General features: G+C 29.4%; 18 protein-coding genes and 1 riboswitch. Of the genes, 15 read left to right on the top strand and 3 right to left on the bottom strand.

The annotated features are described in order from the left end of the window. The first annotated feature begins 131 nt into the window (after positions 1-131). The 9 genes from AAT22_RS00615 (at position 132) to AAT22_RS00655 (ending at position 8,137) form a co-directional block, all read left to right on the top strand. Positions 132-917: a TatD family hydrolase gene (locus AAT22_RS00615; protein ID WP_016206904.1), complete on the top strand. Its 786-nt coding sequence runs from the start codon at positions 132-134 to the stop codon at positions 915-917. Between the two features lie 258 nt (positions 918-1,175). Then, complete coding sequence (locus AAT22_RS00620) at positions 1,176-2,228, top strand: 3D domain-containing protein (RefSeq protein ID WP_016206903.1); 1,053 nt, start codon at positions 1,176-1,178, stop codon at positions 2,226-2,228. A 193-nt stretch (positions 2,229-2,421) separates the two neighbouring features. Continuing rightward, positions 2,422-2,976 carry a ribonuclease M5 gene (rnmV, locus tag AAT22_RS00625; protein ID WP_016206902.1) on the top strand — a complete coding sequence of 185 codons (555 nt, stop codon included), beginning with the start codon at positions 2,422-2,424 and terminating at the stop codon, positions 2,974-2,976. Beyond that, positions 2,976-3,821 (top strand): 16S rRNA (adenine(1518)-N(6)/adenine(1519)-N(6))-dimethyltransferase RsmA, encoded by an 846-nt coding sequence (gene rsmA / locus AAT22_RS00630; RefSeq protein WP_046999930.1) that lies wholly within the window; start codon positions 2,976-2,978, stop codon positions 3,819-3,821. The genes rnmV and rsmA overlap by 1 nt, the downstream gene beginning before the upstream one ends. Positions 3,822-4,124: 303 nt before the next feature. Next, a complete protein-coding gene (locus AAT22_RS00635) occupies positions 4,125-5,489 on the top strand; it encodes a hypothetical protein (RefSeq protein ID WP_046999931.1) in 1,365 nt (454 codons plus the stop codon). An 89-nt stretch (positions 5,490-5,578) separates the two neighbouring features. Then, positions 5,579-6,046 (top strand): hypothetical protein, encoded by a 468-nt coding sequence (locus AAT22_RS00640; protein WP_242849766.1) that lies wholly within the window; start codon positions 5,579-5,581, stop codon positions 6,044-6,046. Between the two features lie 136 nt (positions 6,047-6,182). Beyond that, on the top strand, positions 6,183-7,022 hold the full coding sequence (locus AAT22_RS00645) for a hypothetical protein (RefSeq protein ID WP_016206898.1): 840 nt from the start codon (positions 6,183-6,185) through the stop codon (positions 7,020-7,022). Positions 7,023-7,034: 12 nt separating this feature from the next. After that, positions 7,035-7,877 (top strand): Mrp/NBP35 family ATP-binding protein, encoded by an 843-nt coding sequence (locus AAT22_RS00650; RefSeq protein ID WP_016206897.1) that lies wholly within the window; start codon positions 7,035-7,037, stop codon positions 7,875-7,877. Positions 7,878-7,948: 71 nt separating this feature from the next. After that, positions 7,949-8,137, top strand: coding sequence for a ferredoxin (locus AAT22_RS00655; RefSeq protein ID WP_016206896.1), 189 nt, complete (start codon positions 7,949-7,951; stop codon positions 8,135-8,137). Positions 8,138-8,170: 33 nt separating this feature from the next. Here AAT22_RS00655 and AAT22_RS00660 read toward each other — a convergent pair whose 3' ends face one another. The 3 genes from AAT22_RS00660 to AAT22_RS00670 all read right to left on the bottom strand — a co-directional run bounded on the left by AAT22_RS00660 (position 8,171) and on the right by AAT22_RS00670 (position 9,757). Then, positions 8,171-8,371, bottom strand: coding sequence for a hypothetical protein (locus AAT22_RS00660; protein ID WP_016206895.1), 201 nt, complete (start codon positions 8,369-8,371; stop codon positions 8,171-8,173). A 77-nt stretch (positions 8,372-8,448) separates the two neighbouring features. Beyond that, complete coding sequence (locus tag AAT22_RS00665) at positions 8,449-8,910, bottom strand: PadR family transcriptional regulator (protein ID WP_016206894.1); 462 nt, start codon at positions 8,908-8,910, stop codon at positions 8,449-8,451. 1 nt (position 8,911) lies between these two features. Beyond that, on the bottom strand, positions 8,912-9,757 hold the full coding sequence (locus AAT22_RS00670; protein WP_016206893.1) for a DegV family protein: 846 nt from the start codon (positions 9,755-9,757) through the stop codon (positions 8,912-8,914). 328 nt (positions 9,758-10,085) lie between these two features. Here AAT22_RS00670 and AAT22_RS00675 point away from each other — a divergent pair, with 328 nt between their 5' ends. The 6 genes from AAT22_RS00675 (at position 10,086) to AAT22_RS00700 (ending at position 18,809) form a co-directional block, all read left to right on the top strand. Then, on the top strand, positions 10,086-12,203 hold the full coding sequence (locus AAT22_RS00675; protein ID WP_046999932.1) for an anaerobic ribonucleoside triphosphate reductase: 2,118 nt from the start codon (positions 10,086-10,088) through the stop codon (positions 12,201-12,203). A gap of 297 nt (positions 12,204-12,500) precedes the next feature. Beyond that, a complete protein-coding gene (nifV, locus tag AAT22_RS00680) occupies positions 12,501-13,664 on the top strand; it encodes a homocitrate synthase (RefSeq protein ID WP_046999933.1) in 1,164 nt (387 codons plus the stop codon). A 22-nt stretch (positions 13,665-13,686) separates the two neighbouring features. Beyond that, positions 13,687-15,606: an aconitate hydratase gene (locus tag AAT22_RS00685; protein WP_016206890.1), complete on the top strand. Its 1,920-nt coding sequence runs from the start codon at positions 13,687-13,689 to the stop codon at positions 15,604-15,606. 137 nt (positions 15,607-15,743) lie between these two features. Then, a complete protein-coding gene (locus tag AAT22_RS00690; protein WP_046999934.1) occupies positions 15,744-17,048 on the top strand; it encodes a CapA family protein in 1,305 nt (434 codons plus the stop codon). Between the two features lie 148 nt (positions 17,049-17,196). Continuing rightward, a complete protein-coding gene (gene nrdG / locus AAT22_RS00695; RefSeq protein WP_046999935.1) occupies positions 17,197-17,706 on the top strand; it encodes an anaerobic ribonucleoside-triphosphate reductase activating protein in 510 nt (169 codons plus the stop codon). 336 nt (positions 17,707-18,042) lie between these two features. Then, positions 18,043-18,144: riboswitch (purine riboswitch) on the top strand. A 92-nt stretch (positions 18,145-18,236) separates the two neighbouring features. Continuing rightward, positions 18,237-18,809 (top strand): xanthine phosphoribosyltransferase, encoded by a 573-nt coding sequence (locus AAT22_RS00700; protein ID WP_046999936.1) that lies wholly within the window; start codon positions 18,237-18,239, stop codon positions 18,807-18,809. Positions 18,810-18,885: the final 76 nt, after the last annotated feature.

Here is an 18,885-nt window from a genome sequence, read left to right on the forward strand (position 1 = left end):
CTTAGTGGATGGGCTTGTATATTAGATTCAGCAATTTCTTCATTGTTTCATTTTTAATTATTTTAATTTGAAAAATTCTACTTATGGTATAATACTTATAATAAATTAATATATACGATGGAGGAATTGAAATGGAAAATAAATACGTAATATTTGATACACACGCGCATTATGATGATGAAGCATTTGATGAAGATAGAGAAACTATTCTTAAGCAAATTAAGGATAATGGTGTTATAGGAATATTAAATTGTGCATCAAGCTACAAGAGTATAGAAAAAACAAATAAATTAACAATAGAAAATGATTTTATATATGGAGCATTAGGAATACATCCTGAGAATGCAAATGAATTTAACAGTAATGTAGAAATAGAAATTATTGATTTAATTGAAAAAAATAAAAAAATAATTGCAATAGGGGAGATAGGATTAGATTACTATTGGGATGAAAATCCTTCAAAAGATATACAAAAGCAGGTATTTAGAGAACAGATGAGGTTAGCAGAAAAATTAAAATTACCAGTTATTATCCATGATAGAGAAGCTCATGGAGATACCTTAGAGATTATAAAGGAGTTTCCAAATGTTAATGGTATAGTTCATTGTTTTTCTGGAAGTGTTGAATTTGCAATGGAATGTATAAAACTTGGATACTACATAGGCATAACAGGAGTAGTAACTTTTAAGAATGCTAAAAAAATAATAGAGGTAGTAAAGCATGTCCCACTAGAAAAATTGCTAGTTGAGACAGATTGTCCATATATGGCCCCTGCACCAAACCGAGGAAAAAGGAATAAATCAGACTATATAGCTTATATAATAGAACAAATTGCTTTAATAAAGGAATTGGAACCGAAAGAGGTAAATTTAGCTGTAAATGACAATTTTAAAAGGTTGATTCAAAATAATATATAAAGTACAATTAAAAAGTAACAATTTGAAAAATTTAACAGTAACAATTGTTTATCAATATATAGGATGAACTGTTTAAAGAACAAATCTACTTTAGAAAAATTATAAACTGCAAATTTGCTATTATTTATAAATTATATTTTAATTATGCATATGATGCATTCATCCGCAGTTTTATTAATGCGAGAGGTCTTAAATTTGACAAAAGCGCTTAATTCCATTATAATTCAAAAGACGCTCTTGCCAAGGGAGGTAAAGTAGATGGTAGAAAAATGTAAAAAATATCTAAAAAATAATTTTTCTAACGGTCCAAAGGCAAAAATACTGATAGGAACAATAGCAGTTGCTATTATTTTATCAGCGACGTTCATAAATATGCGAAAGACAATAACAATGAAGATAGACGATAAAGAAGAGACTTTTGTCACATATAAAGGGACTGTTGAAGATGTGTTGAATTCTAAGGGAGTAGAGGTTAGTCCTAAGGATAAAATTCAACCAGCTTTAAATAGTAAGGTATCTGAAGGAGATACAATATCTATTAAGAGAGCTGTTTCAATAGAATTAACTGTAGGAGATAAACAAATAGAAGTTTACACTGCAGAAGATACTATTGAAGAAATGCTAGAAGTAGAAAAGGAAGAACTTAAGAATCAAGGGATTGAATTTAATGAAGGATTAGATGAAATAACTCCTACATTAAATACAGAAATTACATCTGATTTAAAAGTTAACCTTGTTAAGGTTGAGGTAAAAAAAGAATTAGCTAAAGAAGCTATAGATTTTGATGTAGTAGTTGAATCTGACTCTAACCTTGATAGTGGACTAGAAGAAATAAGACAAGATGGAGCTTCAGGAGAAAAGGAAGTTACTTATGAAATAGTTTACAAAAATGGTAAGGAATTTTCTAAATCTATAAAAAGCTCAAAAGTATTAGCAGAACCAGTTAACAAAATAGTTGTACAAGGAACAAGGAAGACCCTTGCAAGTAGAGATGGCCAGCTATTAAATTATAAGAGCGTAATATATTGTGAATCTACAGCATATAGCGGAGGTGGAACTACTGCAACAGGAACTGTACCAGTTAGAGATCCTAATGGTATAAGCACAATAGCAGTTGATCCAAGAGTTATTCCTCTAGGAAGCTTAGTATATGTAGAAGGATATGGCAGGGCTGTAGCTGCAGATACTGGTGGAGCTATACAAGGAAATATTGTTGATGTATATGTTAATTCTCAAGAAGAAGCATATAATAGCTGGGGAAGGAAATATAACGTTGCTGTTTATATTTTAGCGTATCCAGGAGAATGGTAAAATAAAAATGGGCACGGCTTAGGCTGTGCCTTTTTTATGGACAATTATTGAGTAGATTTAGACTAATAAATATTTATCATAATACTTATTTTAATTCTTATTTCGTTTGACATAATAAGTATATAAGGATAAATTAATATTTAGATGTGAAAGATAAAGGAATTTCTTAATTAATAGAAAGGAAGTTAATATTTTGATTAAAGAAGTTATAGTTGTTGAAGGAAGAGATGATATAACCGCTGTAAAACAAGCTGTAGATGCCGAAGTTATAGCTGTAGGAGGATTTGGAATAAATGCTAGAGTTATAGAAAGGATAAAGGAAGCACAAAGAAGAAAAGGCGTAATAGTATTAACAGATCCTGATTTTGCTGGAGAAAAGATTAGAAGTATAATTGCTAAAAGGGTAAAGGGAATAAAACATGCATATATAGCTCAAGAAGACGGAATAAAAGGCGATGATATAGGCGTTGAAAATGCATCTCCAGAAGTAATTATAGAAGCTTTAAATAGAGCAAAGATATCAGAAGAAATAATTGAAGAAATATATACATCAGAAGATATGTTTCATTTTAAGCTTACAGGCGATGCTGATTCAAAGAAAAGAAGAATTATTCTAGGAAAAGAATTAGGAATTGGTTACGGAAATTCAAATCAAATGTTAAGCAGATTAAATAAATACTCTATAACAAAAGAAGAGTTTATTACTGCTATAGAAAAAATTGAAAAATTTTTAGAGGTGAAAGAATAATGGAAATACAGGATATAAAAACAGCAGAATTAGTTAAGAAATATAATTTTAAATTTTCTAAAAGTTTAGGGCAAAATTTCTTAATAGATGATTCAGTTCCAAAAGATATTGTGGCAGGGGCTGAGGTTAATGAAGATGACCTAGTTATAGAAATAGGTCCAGGAGTGGGGACGTTAACAGCTCAATTACTAAATAAAGCTAAAAGGGTAGTTGCAATAGAATTAGATAGTGATCTTATACCTATTTTAAATAAAGAAATAGGTGATAATCCTAAATTTACATTAATACATAATGATGCTTTAAAAGTTAATTTTAATGAAATAATAGGAGATGAAGAAAGTGTAAAGTTAGTAGCTAATTTACCTTATTATGTTACAACTCCTATAATACTAAAATTATTAAAAGAAGACTATAAATTTAAATCTTTAACTATAATGATACAAAAGGAAGTAGCAGAAAGGATGAATGCAGAACCAGGTAATAAAGATTATGGTTCACTTTCATTATTAGTTCAATATTATTGTGATACCAAGATAGTAAGAAAAGTAGCACCGCAATGCTTTATACCAAGGCCTAAGGTAGATTCAATAGTGATAAGATTAGATAAGCTTACAGAACCTAAGGTAAGTGTTAAAAGTGAAAAGCTATTTTTTGATATAATAAGAAGTTCATTTAATATGAGAAGAAAAACTCTTTGGAATGGTGTGAAAAATATCGGGTTAAGCAAAGAAAAACTAGAACTAGCCTTTAATGAAGCAGACATAGATCCAAAAAGAAGAGGAGAAACATTATCTATACAAGAGTTTGCAGTTTTATCAGACAAAATTTATGAAAAAATGGAATAAGATTAGAGGTGATTTTATTCAGTTCACAATTCACGGTTATTTAAGTTAAAGGTAACAGGGATTAGGGACCAGGTAACAAGTAACAGAGAGTATAGTAATTTAATTTTTTGGAGAAAAATTAAACTGGTGTAGAACTTAAAGCATACACTATTAACCATTCATTAGTAATTGCTTTGCAATTTATTTAAACTCGTGAGAAATTTGGTGTAATATCAAATAATCTCACGAGTTTTATTTTTAACATATTTGGATATATTAAGCATATAATGTATTGAATTAATGTAAAGTGGAGGTTCTAAAGGTTTGTCACAGTTAAATAAATTGTATAGAAATTTTATTATTTTACAAGAAGATGAAAGAGGCTATTCTAGTTCTAACGACAAAACCTTATCAGGATATTCAAAGATAGAAGCAAAGGGGGATACTTGCAAAATTTCCTTTTATGCTCAAAATCTAAGAAATGATGGTGATGATTATTGCATTATGGCTATATGCAATAAAAAGGATACTAAGAAAATGTTGGACTTAGGAAAAATCACCGTATCAGATGGGGGAAAAGCTGAAATAACAAAGGAGTATTCTGTTGACGATATAGCAGGATTAGGAATATCTTATGACAAAATTTCAGGAGCTGCAATAGCTAAAATGAAAGATGAAATTCCTATAATTATTATGTGTGGATTTATAAATGGTGAACAACCAAGTGATAATTGGAAAAACTATAAAATAATTAAATCTACTAGTGATAAATCAAAAGATAAAGTTGAATATTTCAAAAAAGAAGATAAAATGAAAAAAGATTATGACAAAAAGAAAGAATCTGATAAGAAAAAAGATGATGATAAAAAGTACTATGATAAAAAGAAAGATGAAGCTAAAAAGAAGGATGAAGATAAGAATAAGGATGAAGATAAGAAGAAGGATGAAAACAATTGTAAATGTTCAGAACATAGAGAGGAAGATCTTAGAAGTGATGAAAGACCTATTATGGAAGAAGGCATTGGGCCAATAGATATAGAAGAACAAGATGTAGAAGCAATTCCAGAAGATGGAGCTGATGTTAAAAAGAATATTGATGATAAGGACAATCCGTTTACTAATTTAAACGGAGTAAATGCGGCTCAAAATCCTTTTGTTAATAGTTCAGGAGAAATTAATTATTATGGTTCAAATTCATTAAATAGAGCAAGTAAAAAGAATAAATTTGATGAATATGAAGAAGAAATAGAAAAAAAATCTGATGTATTCTCTATAAAAGGAAGCGTAGGAGAATATTTTGAAGGGATTGCCAATGGTTTTGAACATTGTAGAAATGAATATAGGGAAATAAAATATTGTAAGTGGTATAAGATACCTGTTCATGACTTACATGAAATGTGTAATATGTCAAATTACAATAGATATACAGTGGCATACTATCCAATGCTTAACTATTATCCATATATAAGAAAATATGGACACTTTATGCTAGGCTATAAATGTGATAAGGACGGAAATTTAAGATATATAGTTTATGGAATTCCGGGAAGAAAAAATAGGGACGAACAGCCTTATGAGGGGAAAACTGGATTTGTAACTTGGATTAGTAATGAAACTAGGGATGGAGTAGGATGTTGGTTAATGTTCTATGATTTTAGAAATTCAACTGTTGTTGTACCTATGAAATAAAGTGCAGCAATAAAATGTACTTATAATCCTAATGAGTATATGAGATGAATAAGAAAAAAATCTATATAATAGCCCTACTGGTAATCCTAATGTTTATTATAGTTTGTATGAAAAACCTATTTATACAAGATATAAAAGAAGTTGCAATTTCAAATAATAATATAAAAAATTTTGATGAATATTTATTGGGAGAGGGAGAATATAAAGTTTCACTGCCAGAAGGATGGGAAATAGATAAAAAAATAAAAAGCTTTAATGGTGATATTAATATCAATTTTAGTGATAATGATAATATTGAAGGTAATATTTCTATAGAAAAAGGAAATATAGAAGATATTTCCAATAGTATTACTAATAGTAAAGAGAATATTAAAATAATAGAAGATAATTATATATGGCATATAATAAATGTGGTAAATAATAAAACTATTAATAAATATTATCTTAGAAGTTACTCAGAGGGAAAAGTTCTTATAATTAAGTATTCCTATATTAAGGAGAAAGAAAAAAATAGTATTAATGTAGTTTTTGATAGTATATCAATGAGTTTTAAGTGATGCTTCAAAAAATTTGCTATTGAAGAATTAAAGTATTATAATTTATTTATAATTAGGAGAAGCTAATGCTTCTCCTAATTAACTATTAAGCATTGTAGGGAAAATATTGACTTTTTAATAGAGGGGAAGGATACAATTGAAAAAGCCAATAAAAAGTATAATAACTATATTAGTAATAATATTATCTTTCAACTTAACATCTTGTACATTAATTGATAATATAAAAGGTAAATTTAAAAAAGATAATGGATATTTTGATTATTTGCTAAGCGGTAAGGTTGATGTTATAAGTATACAAAGTGTTAGAGATAAGTCTTTTAAATTTCTTGTTACAGATGAAAAAGCTATACAAAGTATGCATGAGCTTTTATCTAAAGCTAAAGTGAGCGAAGAAAAATCAGATTTGCAACCAGATTATATATTTGAAATAAAAATGGGGAGCGAAATTAAACAATTCAACTATATAGTTGGAGCATATGAAGGTAATTTCTATGATGAAAATGAGAATTTTACAGTATCTAAGAGATTAGATGAAAGTATAATTCAAAACTTATCAATAATAAGAAAGCCTAGAGACTTTGAGTACATATATTATAATTCTATACTAGATGTTATGAATTTGAAGAAAGAAGTTCTTAATAATGGGAATAATAAAATTGGTATTGATGTAGAAAATGATATAGATTGTCTTAAATATATATTTTCTACAGATATAGAAGATTTTCTATCAAGGGCCAGAAAGATAACTTCTAATGTTGAAATTGTAAATAATAATGAAGAAGATTTTGACATTGTTATAAAAGTAAAAAATAGGGGACATAACACAACTGTTTATAAAAGTAATATAACTGTTGAAGACAAGAAAAATAAGGTTGAATATTACTATTATATAGTTGGTGAAAATGAATTTAAAGAATGGAACATAGATATTTATACGAAAGATAATGTTCCAAAAGAAGTAGAAAAGAACTGGTAGGAGGTAATTAATATGTCAGATTGTTCAACTTGTCCAAGTAAAAATAAATGTAGCTCTAAAGATACTGTTGGATCTCAAGGATGTGGTAAGTTATTACCTAAGTATGGAACAATAAAAAATGTTATTGGAATAATAAGCGGAAAAGGTGGAGTTGGTAAATCTACTGTTACTGGTATATTAGCTAGTACATTAAGAAAAAAGGGATATAAGGTTGGTGTGCTTGATGCGGATATAACAGGACCATCAATGCCAAGATTCTTTGGAATAAATGATAAAAGAGCTGTTATAGAGCCAATAGATGAAAATAACTTTAAATATAATCCAGTAGAATCTAAGGGTGGAACAAAAGTATTGTCAATGAATCTATTAATACCTAAAGAAGATGATCCGGTTGTATGGAGGGGACCTATAGTAACAAGCGTTTTAACTCAATTATTTACTGATACAGTTTGGGGAGAACTTGATTACTTATTAATAGATATGCCACCTGGAACATCAGATATAACATTAACAGTAATGCAAAGCTTCCCTATTACTGAGCTTATTATTGTTTCTACTCCACAAGATATGGTTTCTATGATAGTTAAAAAAGTAATAACCATGGCAAAAAAAATGCCTTTACAAATAAGAGGAGTAGTAGAAAATATGTCTTATATAGTGTGTCCAGGTTGTGATACAAAAATGAGAGTATTTAGCAAAAAGTCTGCAGAAGAGCATGCAGAATATCTAGGAATACCCCTATTAGGAGAACTTCCTATAAATGTTGATTTAACAGAAGCATTAGAGCAAGGAATAGCAGAACAGTATGTAATGGATAATGATTTATACTCATTAATTTTCGAAGGTCTATATTAATAGTAGAATACATAAAATCTATATTGGTGGTAATAATATTATTGAGTTTAATAAAGAAAGGAAGAAACAATATGGAGGCTTATGTAGATAAAGATACTTGTATTGGATGTGGATTATGTCCATCAATTTGTGAGGCAGTATTTGAAATGGATGATGATGGTAAAGCAATTGCAAGAAATCCTAATGTACCTAGTGACGTAGAAGATGAGGCAAAGGATGCAGAAGCAAGTTGTCCAGTAAACGCAATTAGTGTATCCTAATAAAAAGATGCTTGAAAACTTCAAGCATCTTTTTTAAAAAAAATCAATTACTTTATCTTGATGTATTTTAGGCTGATTGCTGGTATTGTAGCTTAGATTATTGGAGTCAATATTAACAACATAACCTATTCCTAAATAATCATTTACTTGAGTGAGTGGCACCTTAACAATAGTATCATCTTCTAATGCTACGAATGCTTCAAAATAATTATAGTCTATAATTTTTCCTTTCAAAATAACACCACCTAAAAGTTAGTAGTATTATTTTGTACAAAATTAAAAATATAATACTATAAAAATTTAATATTAATCTATTTATACAGATCTTTATATATTATTTTAAAAACTTTTAAAGCTTCTTCGATCTTGGGTCTTAAAAGTCCTTTTCTAGCTTCATATTCTTTTTTGCCTTTTGGAGTTAATGAATAAATTTTTTGAAACTTTTTTTTAGGATCATCCCATTGTCCAATAACATATTCTTCTTTTTCTAATTTTTTTAAAAGAGGATATATACCTCCTGTACTAGGAATCCAGAGTCCATTAGTACGTTCACCTATTTTGGTTGCAATATCATTTCCATTTGAAGGTGATATACTAAGTATATGAAGAACATATATTGGAAGGAGTCCTTTAGTAAATACCTGACCTACTGATTCCTTTTCCTTTTGAATTTTTTTTAACTCAGCAAGTTTTCTTTTATACTCTTCGTGAAGTTTTTTCTCTTCTTCTTTTATATCTTCTATACTACTTAGATGAAGATTGTACTCATCCATATTAATAAACCTTTTGAATTGCTAGGCCAAGTAATCCAGGACCACCATGAACTCCTAAAGCTGGACTTATCTGAGACATATTAAGACTAACTATATTTTTTAAGTCTTTTATAGATTCCATAAATTTCTTAGCTTCCTCTAAAGCGCCACCTTGAAGTACCCAAACTTTGCAAGGACCTAAAGAAAGTTCATCTTTTAGTATGTTAGTAAGCTTTAATATAGATTGTTTTCTTCCTCTGGCCTTACAAACAGTATAGTAAACCCCGTCATCATCAACAGAAACAACAGGTTTTAAGTTTAACATTTCTCCTATAGTACCAGAAATTTTGCCTATTCTTCCGCCTTTTTTTAAGTATTCCAAAGTATTTATTGTAAAATATCCGCTAATACTCTTTCTTATTTTAGGGATAGCAGATACTATTTCTTCAAAACTTTTGCCACTATTAATTAAATCAGAAACCTCTAAAGCCATAATTCCTTCTGGCATAGCTAGAATCTTAGTATCAAAGACATAAGATGTTAATTTAGGGTGATCTTCTAATGCTAATCTTATTGAGTTGAAGGTTCCAGATAAGCCACTAGAAATAGTTATAGCAATAACATGAGTATATCCTTCATCTTCTAATGACATTAATATTTCTTCCATAATTTCAGCACTAGGCAATGAAGTTTTTGGAACTTCTTTTTCTAAGTTGTTATAAATCTCATCAGCAGAGATATCTATTTTATCTTTATACTCTTTATCTGAATAAGAAATTCTAAGTGGTAATAGTTTAATATTTCTTTCGTTAAGGGTTTCAAGAGATAGATCGCATGCGCTATCAACTATTAAGGCTATTTTTTGCATAAAAATCCTCCTAATATTTAATATATTTATATAATTTTATAATATCAATATCTTTAAATTCTATTCATCTAAATTATATCATAACAAGCATGTATATCAATACTGATAATCAAAAAAACCATATCACTATTGATATAGTTTTGTTTAAGTAAAAACTTATTTGTCAACTTTAATTTGCAATAAAAAAGTCCAAATATAGAATAGAATGCCATAAATCAATAATAAATCTAGCGATATCTATCCATCTTATAATTTGAAATGAATATTTTTAGAGTCTATAATAGATACTATGATTAATACAAGATATTGTGTAATGGGGGTTTTGTAAGTGCAATATGTAGTAAAAAGAGATGGCAGAGAAGTTTCTTTTAATTCAGTTAAGATAGCTACAGCTATAAAAAAGGCATCAGATGAAGTAGGGGAAAAGCTCAAAGAAAGTGAACTTTTAGATATAGTAAAAAAAGTTATAAATTACATAGAAGATTTAGAAAAAGAGAAAGTAACTGTTGAAGAAATTCAAAATTTAGTAGAAAAAGCATTATTAGTTAAGGGTTATGAAAATATAAAAATAGCATATTCTAGCTATAGAAAAGAAAGAACAAAGGTTAGAGAAATAAAGTCTGATTTAATGAGAGCAATAGAAAAAATAGGGATAGAAACAGATAGAGATAATGCTAATGTAGGGAATAATTTTAGTTCCAAGCTACTAAGAATAGCATCTGAATCTAACAAGTGGCATAATTTAGCCATGATGCCAAAACATTTAGCAAAGGCACATGAAAATGGTGATTTATATTATCATGATTTGGATAGTTATAATCTTACAACTAATTGTCTTCACATACCAACAAAGGAAATATTAGAAAGAGGATTTAATACTGGATATGGAACTATAAAAATACCTAAGAGGATAGAAACGGCAGCAGAACTATCCTGTATTTTATTACAATCAACTCAAAATGACATGTTTGGTGGCCAATCACATCCAGATTTTGATAATGATATGGCTGTATTTGTTGAGCCAACAAGAAAAGAAATAAAGCTTGAATTAGAAGAACTTGGTTTAGATAAAAACAAAATAGAAGAGTTGACAGAAAAAAAGCTAAGAAAAAAAGTACATCAGGCTATGCAGGGAGTAATTTATAATTTAAATACCATGCATTCTAGGGCAGGATCTCAAGTACCATTTAGTTCTATTAACTTAGGAATACCTTATTCAAAAGATGCAGCATTAATATGTGAAGTATTTTTATTAGAATATGAAAAAGGTTTAGGGAAAGGTGAACAACCAATATTCCCCAATATAATATTTAGAGTTAAAGAGGGGGTTAATAGAGAGCCAGAAGATAAATATTATTACTTATATAAATTAGCTTGTAGGGTAGCAGCGAAGAGAATGAATCCTACATTTATGAATATAGATGCTGACTTTAATAAGGAATATTATGACATGGGATATATGCCAGCAACCATGGGATGTAGAACATACCTAATGAAAAATGTAAATGGAGAACCTGGATGTAAAGGTAGAGGAAATATTGCTCCAGTAACAATTAACTTACCTAGAATAGGAATTCAAGCTAAAGGGGATATAAATGAATTTTTTAATATACTAGATAAAAGATTAAATCTAGCAAAAGAATCCTTAATGCATAGATATGATATATTAAAAAAACTAAAGGTTAAAGACTTACCATTTGTTGCAGGTCAAGGGTTAATGAAGGGCTCAGAGGGGCTTTCAAAGGAAGATTCTATAGAACCAATATTAAAACAAGGAACTTGGGGGATTGGATTTATAGGTCTTGCAGAAACTTTGATTTCATTAATTGGATATCATCATGGAGAAAATAATGAAGCAAAAGATTTAGGAGTAAAAATAGTAAGTCATATAAGAAAGTTTATTGATAGGGTAACAGAGGAAACTAAATTAAACTGGAGCTGTTATGCAACTCCGGCAGAAGGTCTTTCAGGTAAATTTATAAAGAAAGATAAAAAAGTTTTTGGTACTATTAAAGGTGTAACAGATAAGGATTATTATACTAATAGCTTTCATATACCTGTAAATTATCCTATATCAATAAAAGATAAAATAGATATAGAAGCAACTTATCACAAACTATGTAATGCTGGGCATATAAGTTACTTAGAAGTAGATGATCGTCCATCTGGCGAGGCTATAATGGATATTTTAAACTATGCATATAAAAATACTAATATCAGTTATATAGGAATAAATTTTCATATAAGATATTGTAAGAATTGTGGTAGTCATTTAAGTAGTAATGAAAGAAAATGTCCAGAATGTGGAAGCGGAGATATACAAGGGGTTTCAAGAGTAACAGGATATTTAAGCTTAGATGAAAGGTTTGGACCTGGAAAATATGAGGAAAGGGCAGATAGATTATCACATTTAGGGAATAGAAAAAATAATTATAAATTACTATAATTATGCATAAATATACGAATTTAAAAGTAGGAATATAAAAAATCCTACTTTTTTTATTTTAAAAATGGTGCAAGATTTTTAAAATTTATTGCAAATTTTCTATGCATTTCAATCAAATAAAACATAAAAGCATTTTAAACTGAAATAATTTTATAAAAACTTGCAATTTTTATAAAAATCAAACGCTTTTTACTTGTCTGTAATTACTTGATATGATAAAATTGTTATTAATTATTATAAAAAATATTTTACATTGGGGTTAATTAGCAATAAGTAATATTTTAAAGGGGGAGGCTTATGTCTATTAAAAATTTAAATAATGGCAAAGAGGTCTTTATTGTAGATACTACTTTAAGAGACGGAGAGCAAACAGCAGGAGTTGTTTTTGCAAATGAGGAAAAAATTGCAATAGCATCTATGCTAAGCGAACTTGGAGTTGATCAACTAGAAGTAGGTATTCCTACTATGGGTGGAGATGAAAAAGAAGCTATAAAACAAATTGTAAAAAGAAACCAAAAATCAAGCATTATGGCTTGGAATAGAGCAGTAATAAAAGATATAGAAGAATCTATAGATTGTGGAGTCGATGCTGTAGCTATATCAATATCAGTTTCAGATATTCATATACAACACAAACTAAAAACCTCTCGAGGATGGGTTCTAGAAAATATGGTTAAATCTGTGGAATTTGCGAAAAAAAATGGATTATATGTATCTGTAAATGGAGAAGATGCATCAAGAGCTGATAGAGAGTTTTTGATTCAATTCATAGAAGTAGCAAAGCAAGCAGGAGCAGATAGATTTAGATATTGTGATACTGTAGGTATAATGGAGCCTTTTAAAATTAATGAGGACATAAGATATTTACATGCTAAAACAAATTTTGATATTGAAATGCATACTCATAATGATTTTGGGATGGCAACTGCAAATGCAATAGCAGGAATTATGGGAGGAGCATCTCATGTTGGTGTAACTGTTAATGGTTTAGGTGAAAGAGCTGGAAATGCAGCCTTGGAAGAAGTTTTAATGGCATTAATGTTTGTTTATAATTATGGAGGTAATATAAGCACAACTATGTTTAGGGAGGTTTCAGAATATGTTTCTAGGGCCTCAGGAAGAATATTGCCAGCATGGAAGGCTATTGTTGGAGATAATATGTTTGCACATGAATCAGGTATTCATGCAGATGGGGCAATAAAAAATCCGAAGAACTATGAAGCTTTTGATCCAGGAATAGTTGGATTAGAAAGACAAATAGTTATAGGGAAACACTCTGGCAAAGCTGGAATTATAAATAAGTTTAAAGAATATGGAATAGATTTAGATAACAATTCAGCCAAAGATATATTAGAAATGGTAAGATCTACTTCAGTAAGACTTAAAAGAAGTTTATTTGATAAAGAGCTTGTTCAAATATATAAGGAATATTTAAGGTTGAGAGAAGAAAAGGTTAATTAGATAAAAAGGGGGCAATAAGTTAATGGGGGACAATTTAGTTTATAAAATATTAAAAAGTCATTTAATTGAAGGAACTATAGATATAGGAAAAGAAATAGGAATAAAAATAGATAGAACATTAACTCAAGATTCTACAGGTACTATGGCATATTTACAGTTAGAAGCAATGGGAATAGATAGAGTAAAAACTAAAAAGTCTATAGCTTTTATTGATCATAATATGCTTCAGCAAGGATTTGAAAATGCGGATGATCATAAATTTATACAAACCGTGGCTTCAAAATATGGAGTTTACTTTTCAAAGCCTGGTAATGGAATATGTCATCAAGTATTTCTAGAAAGATTTTCAGTTCCAGGAGAAACTCTTATAGGATCAGATAGTCATACTCCTACTGCTGGAGGAGTTGGAATGCTTGCAATGGGAGCAGGTGGACTTGATGTAGCATTAGCTATGGGCGGTGGAGCTTATTATATAGCAACCCCTAAAGTATGCAAAATCAACTTAATTGGAAAGCTAAAACCAATGGTTTCAGCTAAGGATATAATACTAGAAGTCCTTAGGAAATTAACTGTTAAAGGTGGAGTTTCTAGAGTTTTTGAATATGCAGGAGAAGGAGTTAAAACACTTTCAGTTCCTCAAAGAGCTACAATTACAAATATGGGAGCGGAACTTGGAGCAACAACTTCAATATTTCCAAGTGATGAAAAGACTTTAGAGTATTTTAAGGCTCAAGGAAGAGAAGATGATTGGATAGAATTTAAACCTGACGCAGATGCAGTATACGATGAAGAAATAATAATAAATTTAGATGAATTAAAGCCGCTAGCAGCTAAGCCACATAGTCCTGATAATGTTGAAGAAGTAGAAAGCATTGGGAAAATTAAGGTTGATCAAGTTGCTATAGGAAGTTGTACAAATTCTTCATATGAAGATTTGATGAAAGTAGCTAAAATCTTAAAAGATAATAAAGTTCATGAAGATGTAAGTTTAGTTATAGCTCCAGGATCGAGACAAGTTATGGAGATGTTAGCTAGAAATGGAGCTTTAGGAGATATAATAAGTGCAGGAGCAAGAATATTAGAAAACTCTTGTGGACCATGTATAGGTATGGGACAAGCTCCTGGAACAGATGGAGTATCATTAAGAACATTTAATAGAAACTTCTATGGTAGAAGTGGAACATTATCTGCCAAAGTGTATTTAGTCAGCCCAGAAACAGCAGCAGTTTCAGCAATAAGTGGGGTACTTACAGATCCAAGGGAGTTAGATTTAGATATTAAGGTAGAAATGCCAGAAAGATTCTTAATAGATGATTCTATGATAATTTCTCCGGCAAAAGAAGGAGAGGATGTAGAAGTTGTAAGAGGACCAAATATAAAGCCTTTCCCTGTAAATAAGGAATTAGGTGATAAGGTTGAAGGAAAGGTTCTTATTAAAGTTGAGGATAATATTACAACTGATCATATAATGCCATCTAATTCAAAACTTTTACCATTTAGATCTAATATACCTTACTTAGCAGAATATTGTTTCAATACAGTTGATGAAGAATTCCCAAGGAGAGCTAAGGAAAATAATGGAGGAATAATAGTTGCAGGCAATAATTACGGACAAGGATCTAGTAGGGAGCATGCAGCACTTGCACCATTATATTTAGGAGTTAAAGCAGTAATTGCAAAATCTTTTGCAAGAATTCACAAAGCTAATCTTATAAACAATGGTATTATACCAATGGAGTTTGAAGCGGAAGTGGATTATGATAAGATAGGCCTTCTAGACGAACTTGTAATAGAAGATATAAAATCAGCTTTAGTTAATGGAAAAACTATAGTAAAGAATTTAACTAATGGAAGCTTGTTTAATGTTTATATAAATCTAACAGAAAAAGAGATAAATGTAATAAAGTCTGGAGGAAGACTTAATTCAGTCCGCAAAGCATAGTTTTATATGGATGATTAAAAAGAGAGTTTGTTACTCTCTTTTTTCGTGCAGAGAAAAATAATAAAGTTATTATTTTACATATTACTTTTAAATCTAATAGTATATAATAAAAATAAAAACATTACATAGGGGGATTTATGAAAAGTAAAGGTAAGGGTAAAATGCTTATTCCATTATTATTAATATTAATCATAGCCGTTGTAGGCATATTTTATATTCCAAAGATAGAAAAATTATTATTAAATAGTAAACCTAAAGAAGAAAATTTGAACATTGATAATGTTGATAATGATACAAAAGAAAATGAAAATATTGAAATAGAAGATAAAAGCAATACAAAATCTATAGAAATAGTTGCGACTGGAGATTTCTTAATACATAAAGAAATATTAGATACTCAATATAACTCTGAAACTGATAGTTATGATTTTAAAAATACTGTTCAATATGTGAAAAGTTATTTAAGTGATGCAAGTTTAACTATTGCAAACTTAGAGGGAACACTTTCTGGTATAGAGAATTATGGTTATTCAGGATATCCAAGCTTTAATGCTCCAGATGATTTAGCAGATGCTATGAAATGGGTAGGAGTAGATGTAGTAAATAATATGAATAATCATTCATTAGACAGAGATGTAAGAGGTTTTAATAGAACAAGAAGTATTTTAGTTGAGAAGGGCTTTGATGTAATAGGAACAAGAGCAGATACTACAGAGGACAGATATATAATAAAAGAGGTTGAAGGAATAAAAATTGGGATAGTATCCTATAGCTATTCTATGACAGCAGAGGGTGGTGCAAGAGGATTAAATGGAGCAGTTATTCCACAAGAACTTTATCCACTTATGAATACATTTAGAGAAGATACTTTAGATTCAGATCTTCAAGAAATGAAAGAGCAAATAGCTGATATGAGAAATAAGGGTGCAGAAGTAGTTGTTTTTTATATGCATTGGGGAGATGAATATGAGCTAGAACCAAATGCAACTCAATTAAAAATGGCTAAGTTTTTAGCTAATGAAAAAGTTGATATAATCTTTGGTACTCATCCACATTCATTACAGCCAATAGATATTATAAAATCAGAGGATGGAAATAGTGAAACAGCAGTAATTTATTCCATGGGAAATTTTTTATCAAGTCAAAGAACTGAAAGAATACAGAATCCTTATACAGAAGATGGAGTCATAGTGTCAGTTAAACTAAGTAAAAATTTAGATACGAATGAGATAAAGGTAGATTATCCAACATATATACCAACTTGGGTTAACTGGTACGAGAAAGACGGAAAATTATTTTATGAAGTTGTTCCTGCAACAATAAGTGATGCTGATTACTTAACAGAAGAAGGAAAGATAAGGGTTGTAGAATCCTTTAACAGAACTAAAGGAATAATAGAACAATATAGTGATAAGATAAAACTATATAAGGAAAATTACTAGCATAAATCTTCTGTATTAGAATAATAAGCAAGTTTATAAAGGGGCGTTATGGACATATGGGGCTTATTAATAAGAAATTCAAAAATAAAGGAAATAAAAAAGTAAAGAGGATAAAAAAGTAGAGAAGATAATAAAGGGGATGTACTATATGGATAAAATGATAAGACTTTCAGGAATAGCTTACGAAAGTTTGGTTAATGGACCAGGAATAAGAAGAGTATTTTTTTCTCAAGGTTGTAGGCATAATTGCAAAGGTTGTTTTAATCCAGATACCCACGATTTTTCTGGTGGCGAAGATCGTAATATGGATGAACTTATTGAAGATGTTCTTAAAAATCCTATTATTAAAGGGGTTACCTTTAGTGGGGGGGATCCTTTTGAAAGGGCAGAAAAGTTTGCATATATGGCAAAAAAATTTAAAGAAGCTAATTTAAATATATGGAGTTATACAGGATATACCTTTGAATATATAATAAACAATTTAGATAAGATATTAGGCTGGAGAGACCTACTTAATAATATAGATGTTTTAGTAGATGGTAAATTTGAGAAAGATATGATGGAAGATGGATTAAGATTTAGAGGGTCAAGTAATCAAAGAATTATTGATGTGAGAAAGACTCTAAAAGAAAATAAAATATGCCAATTAGAATATTAGTTTTAAAATGCGAAGCATTTTTCAGTTCACAGCGCACAGTTCACAGTTTACGGTTTTTGGAATAAAGTAACAGGGAACAGGTTATGATATAAATTGCAAAGCAATTTATAAATGAAAGAATGAAAAAATTAAGGTTATTTTGCTACACAAAACTAACTACTGTCCCTAAGCTTACCTTGAAGTAGATGTTTCTTAATTTTTAATTATAGTTTACATCTAGTACTTGTTACCTGATACCTGTTACCTAAAAAAATAAAACAACTGTGCACTGTGCCTTGTGAACTGCAAACTAAAAATTTTGCTTCGCAAAATTTTACAATAGTGTTATAATAGATAAAAAAATAAACATATAGTATTCGTATATGCTTGAAGATATGGTTCAAGTGTCTCTACTAGGAAACCGTAAATGTCCTAACTACGAAGATTTAATTATTGCCATGTATTTAACTTTGGCTTTATTGCGTAGATTTGAGAGATAATCTTTTTAAGGAATACTATAAAATAATCAAAGTAATAAAGGGGATAATTATATGGAAAAGTTAAAAGAAAAAATAATAAATGAAGGAAGAGTTAGAGAAGGGAATATACTTAAGGTTGACTGTTTTCTAAATCATCAAATGGATATAAAGTTCTTAAATGAAGTTGGACAAGAGTTTAGAGAAAGATTTAATGAGCAAAAGGTAGATAAAATTCTTACAATTGAAGCTTCTGGAATTGGAATAGCAGCTATAGCATCTCAATACTTCGATTTTGCACCAGTAGTTTTTGCAAAGAAAACGGAAAGTTTAAACTTAGATAAAGAAGTATATGAATCGGAGGTTCATTCATTTACTAAAAAAAGAACTTACAAAGTTAGAGTAGGTAAACAATTTTTAAGTGAAGGTGAGAATGTACTAATAATAGATGACTTTTTAGCAATGGGTTGTGCAGCTAAGGGAATGATTGATATAGTTAAGCAATCAGGTGCAAATTTAGTTGGAATTGGAATAGTTATTGAAAAAGGTTTCCAAGAAGGAAGAAGTGTTTTAGAAGGCATGGGAGCTAGAGTTGAATCTTTAGCTATAATTGATAGGTTTGAAGATAATAAAGTAGTATTTAAGTAATAGAAAATTGATAATTAAGAATAGATGATTATTTATAAGACTTAGCTTAGGCTATGTCTTATTTTTAAGTGAAGGA

The sequence above is a fragment of the Clostridium sp. C8 genome (assembly GCF_001010885.1).
Lineage (GTDB): Bacteria > Bacillota > Clostridia > Clostridiales > Clostridiaceae > Clostridium > Clostridium sartagoforme.

What these genes read in the sequence shown, in the direction of transcription:
- nrdG (WP_046999935.1), top strand. Translation starts at nt 17,197, where the DNA reads ATGGATAAAATGATAAGACTTTCAGGAATAGCTTACGAAAGTTTGGTT.
- AAT22_RS00700 (WP_046999936.1), top strand. Translation starts at nt 18,237, where the DNA reads ATGGAAAAGTTAAAAGAAAAAATAATAAATGAAGGAAGAGTTAGAGAA.
- AAT22_RS00690 (WP_046999934.1), top strand. Translation starts at nt 15,744, where the DNA reads ATGAAAAGTAAAGGTAAGGGTAAAATGCTTATTCCATTATTATTAATA.
- AAT22_RS00640 (WP_242849766.1), top strand. Translation starts at nt 5,579, where the DNA reads ATGTTTATTATAGTTTGTATGAAAAACCTATTTATACAAGATATAAAA.
- rsmA (WP_046999930.1), top strand. Translation starts at nt 2,976, where the DNA reads ATGGAAATACAGGATATAAAAACAGCAGAATTAGTTAAGAAATATAAT.
- nifV (WP_046999933.1), top strand. Translation starts at nt 12,501, where the DNA reads ATGTCTATTAAAAATTTAAATAATGGCAAAGAGGTCTTTATTGTAGAT.
- AAT22_RS00655 (WP_016206896.1), top strand. Translation starts at nt 7,949, where the DNA reads ATGGAGGCTTATGTAGATAAAGATACTTGTATTGGATGTGGATTATGT.
- AAT22_RS00620 (WP_016206903.1), top strand. Translation starts at nt 1,176, where the DNA reads ATGGTAGAAAAATGTAAAAAATATCTAAAAAATAATTTTTCTAACGGT.
- AAT22_RS00665 (WP_016206894.1), bottom strand. Translation starts at nt 8,910, where the DNA reads ATGGATGAGTACAATCTTCATCTAAGTAGTATAGAAGATATAAAAGAA.
- AAT22_RS00685 (WP_016206890.1), top strand. Translation starts at nt 13,687, where the DNA reads ATGGGGGACAATTTAGTTTATAAAATATTAAAAAGTCATTTAATTGAA.
- AAT22_RS00650 (WP_016206897.1), top strand. Translation starts at nt 7,035, where the DNA reads ATGTCAGATTGTTCAACTTGTCCAAGTAAAAATAAATGTAGCTCTAAA.
- AAT22_RS00670 (WP_016206893.1), bottom strand. Translation starts at nt 9,757, where the DNA reads ATGCAAAAAATAGCCTTAATAGTTGATAGCGCATGCGATCTATCTCTT.
- AAT22_RS00615 (WP_016206904.1), top strand. Translation starts at nt 132, where the DNA reads ATGGAAAATAAATACGTAATATTTGATACACACGCGCATTATGATGAT.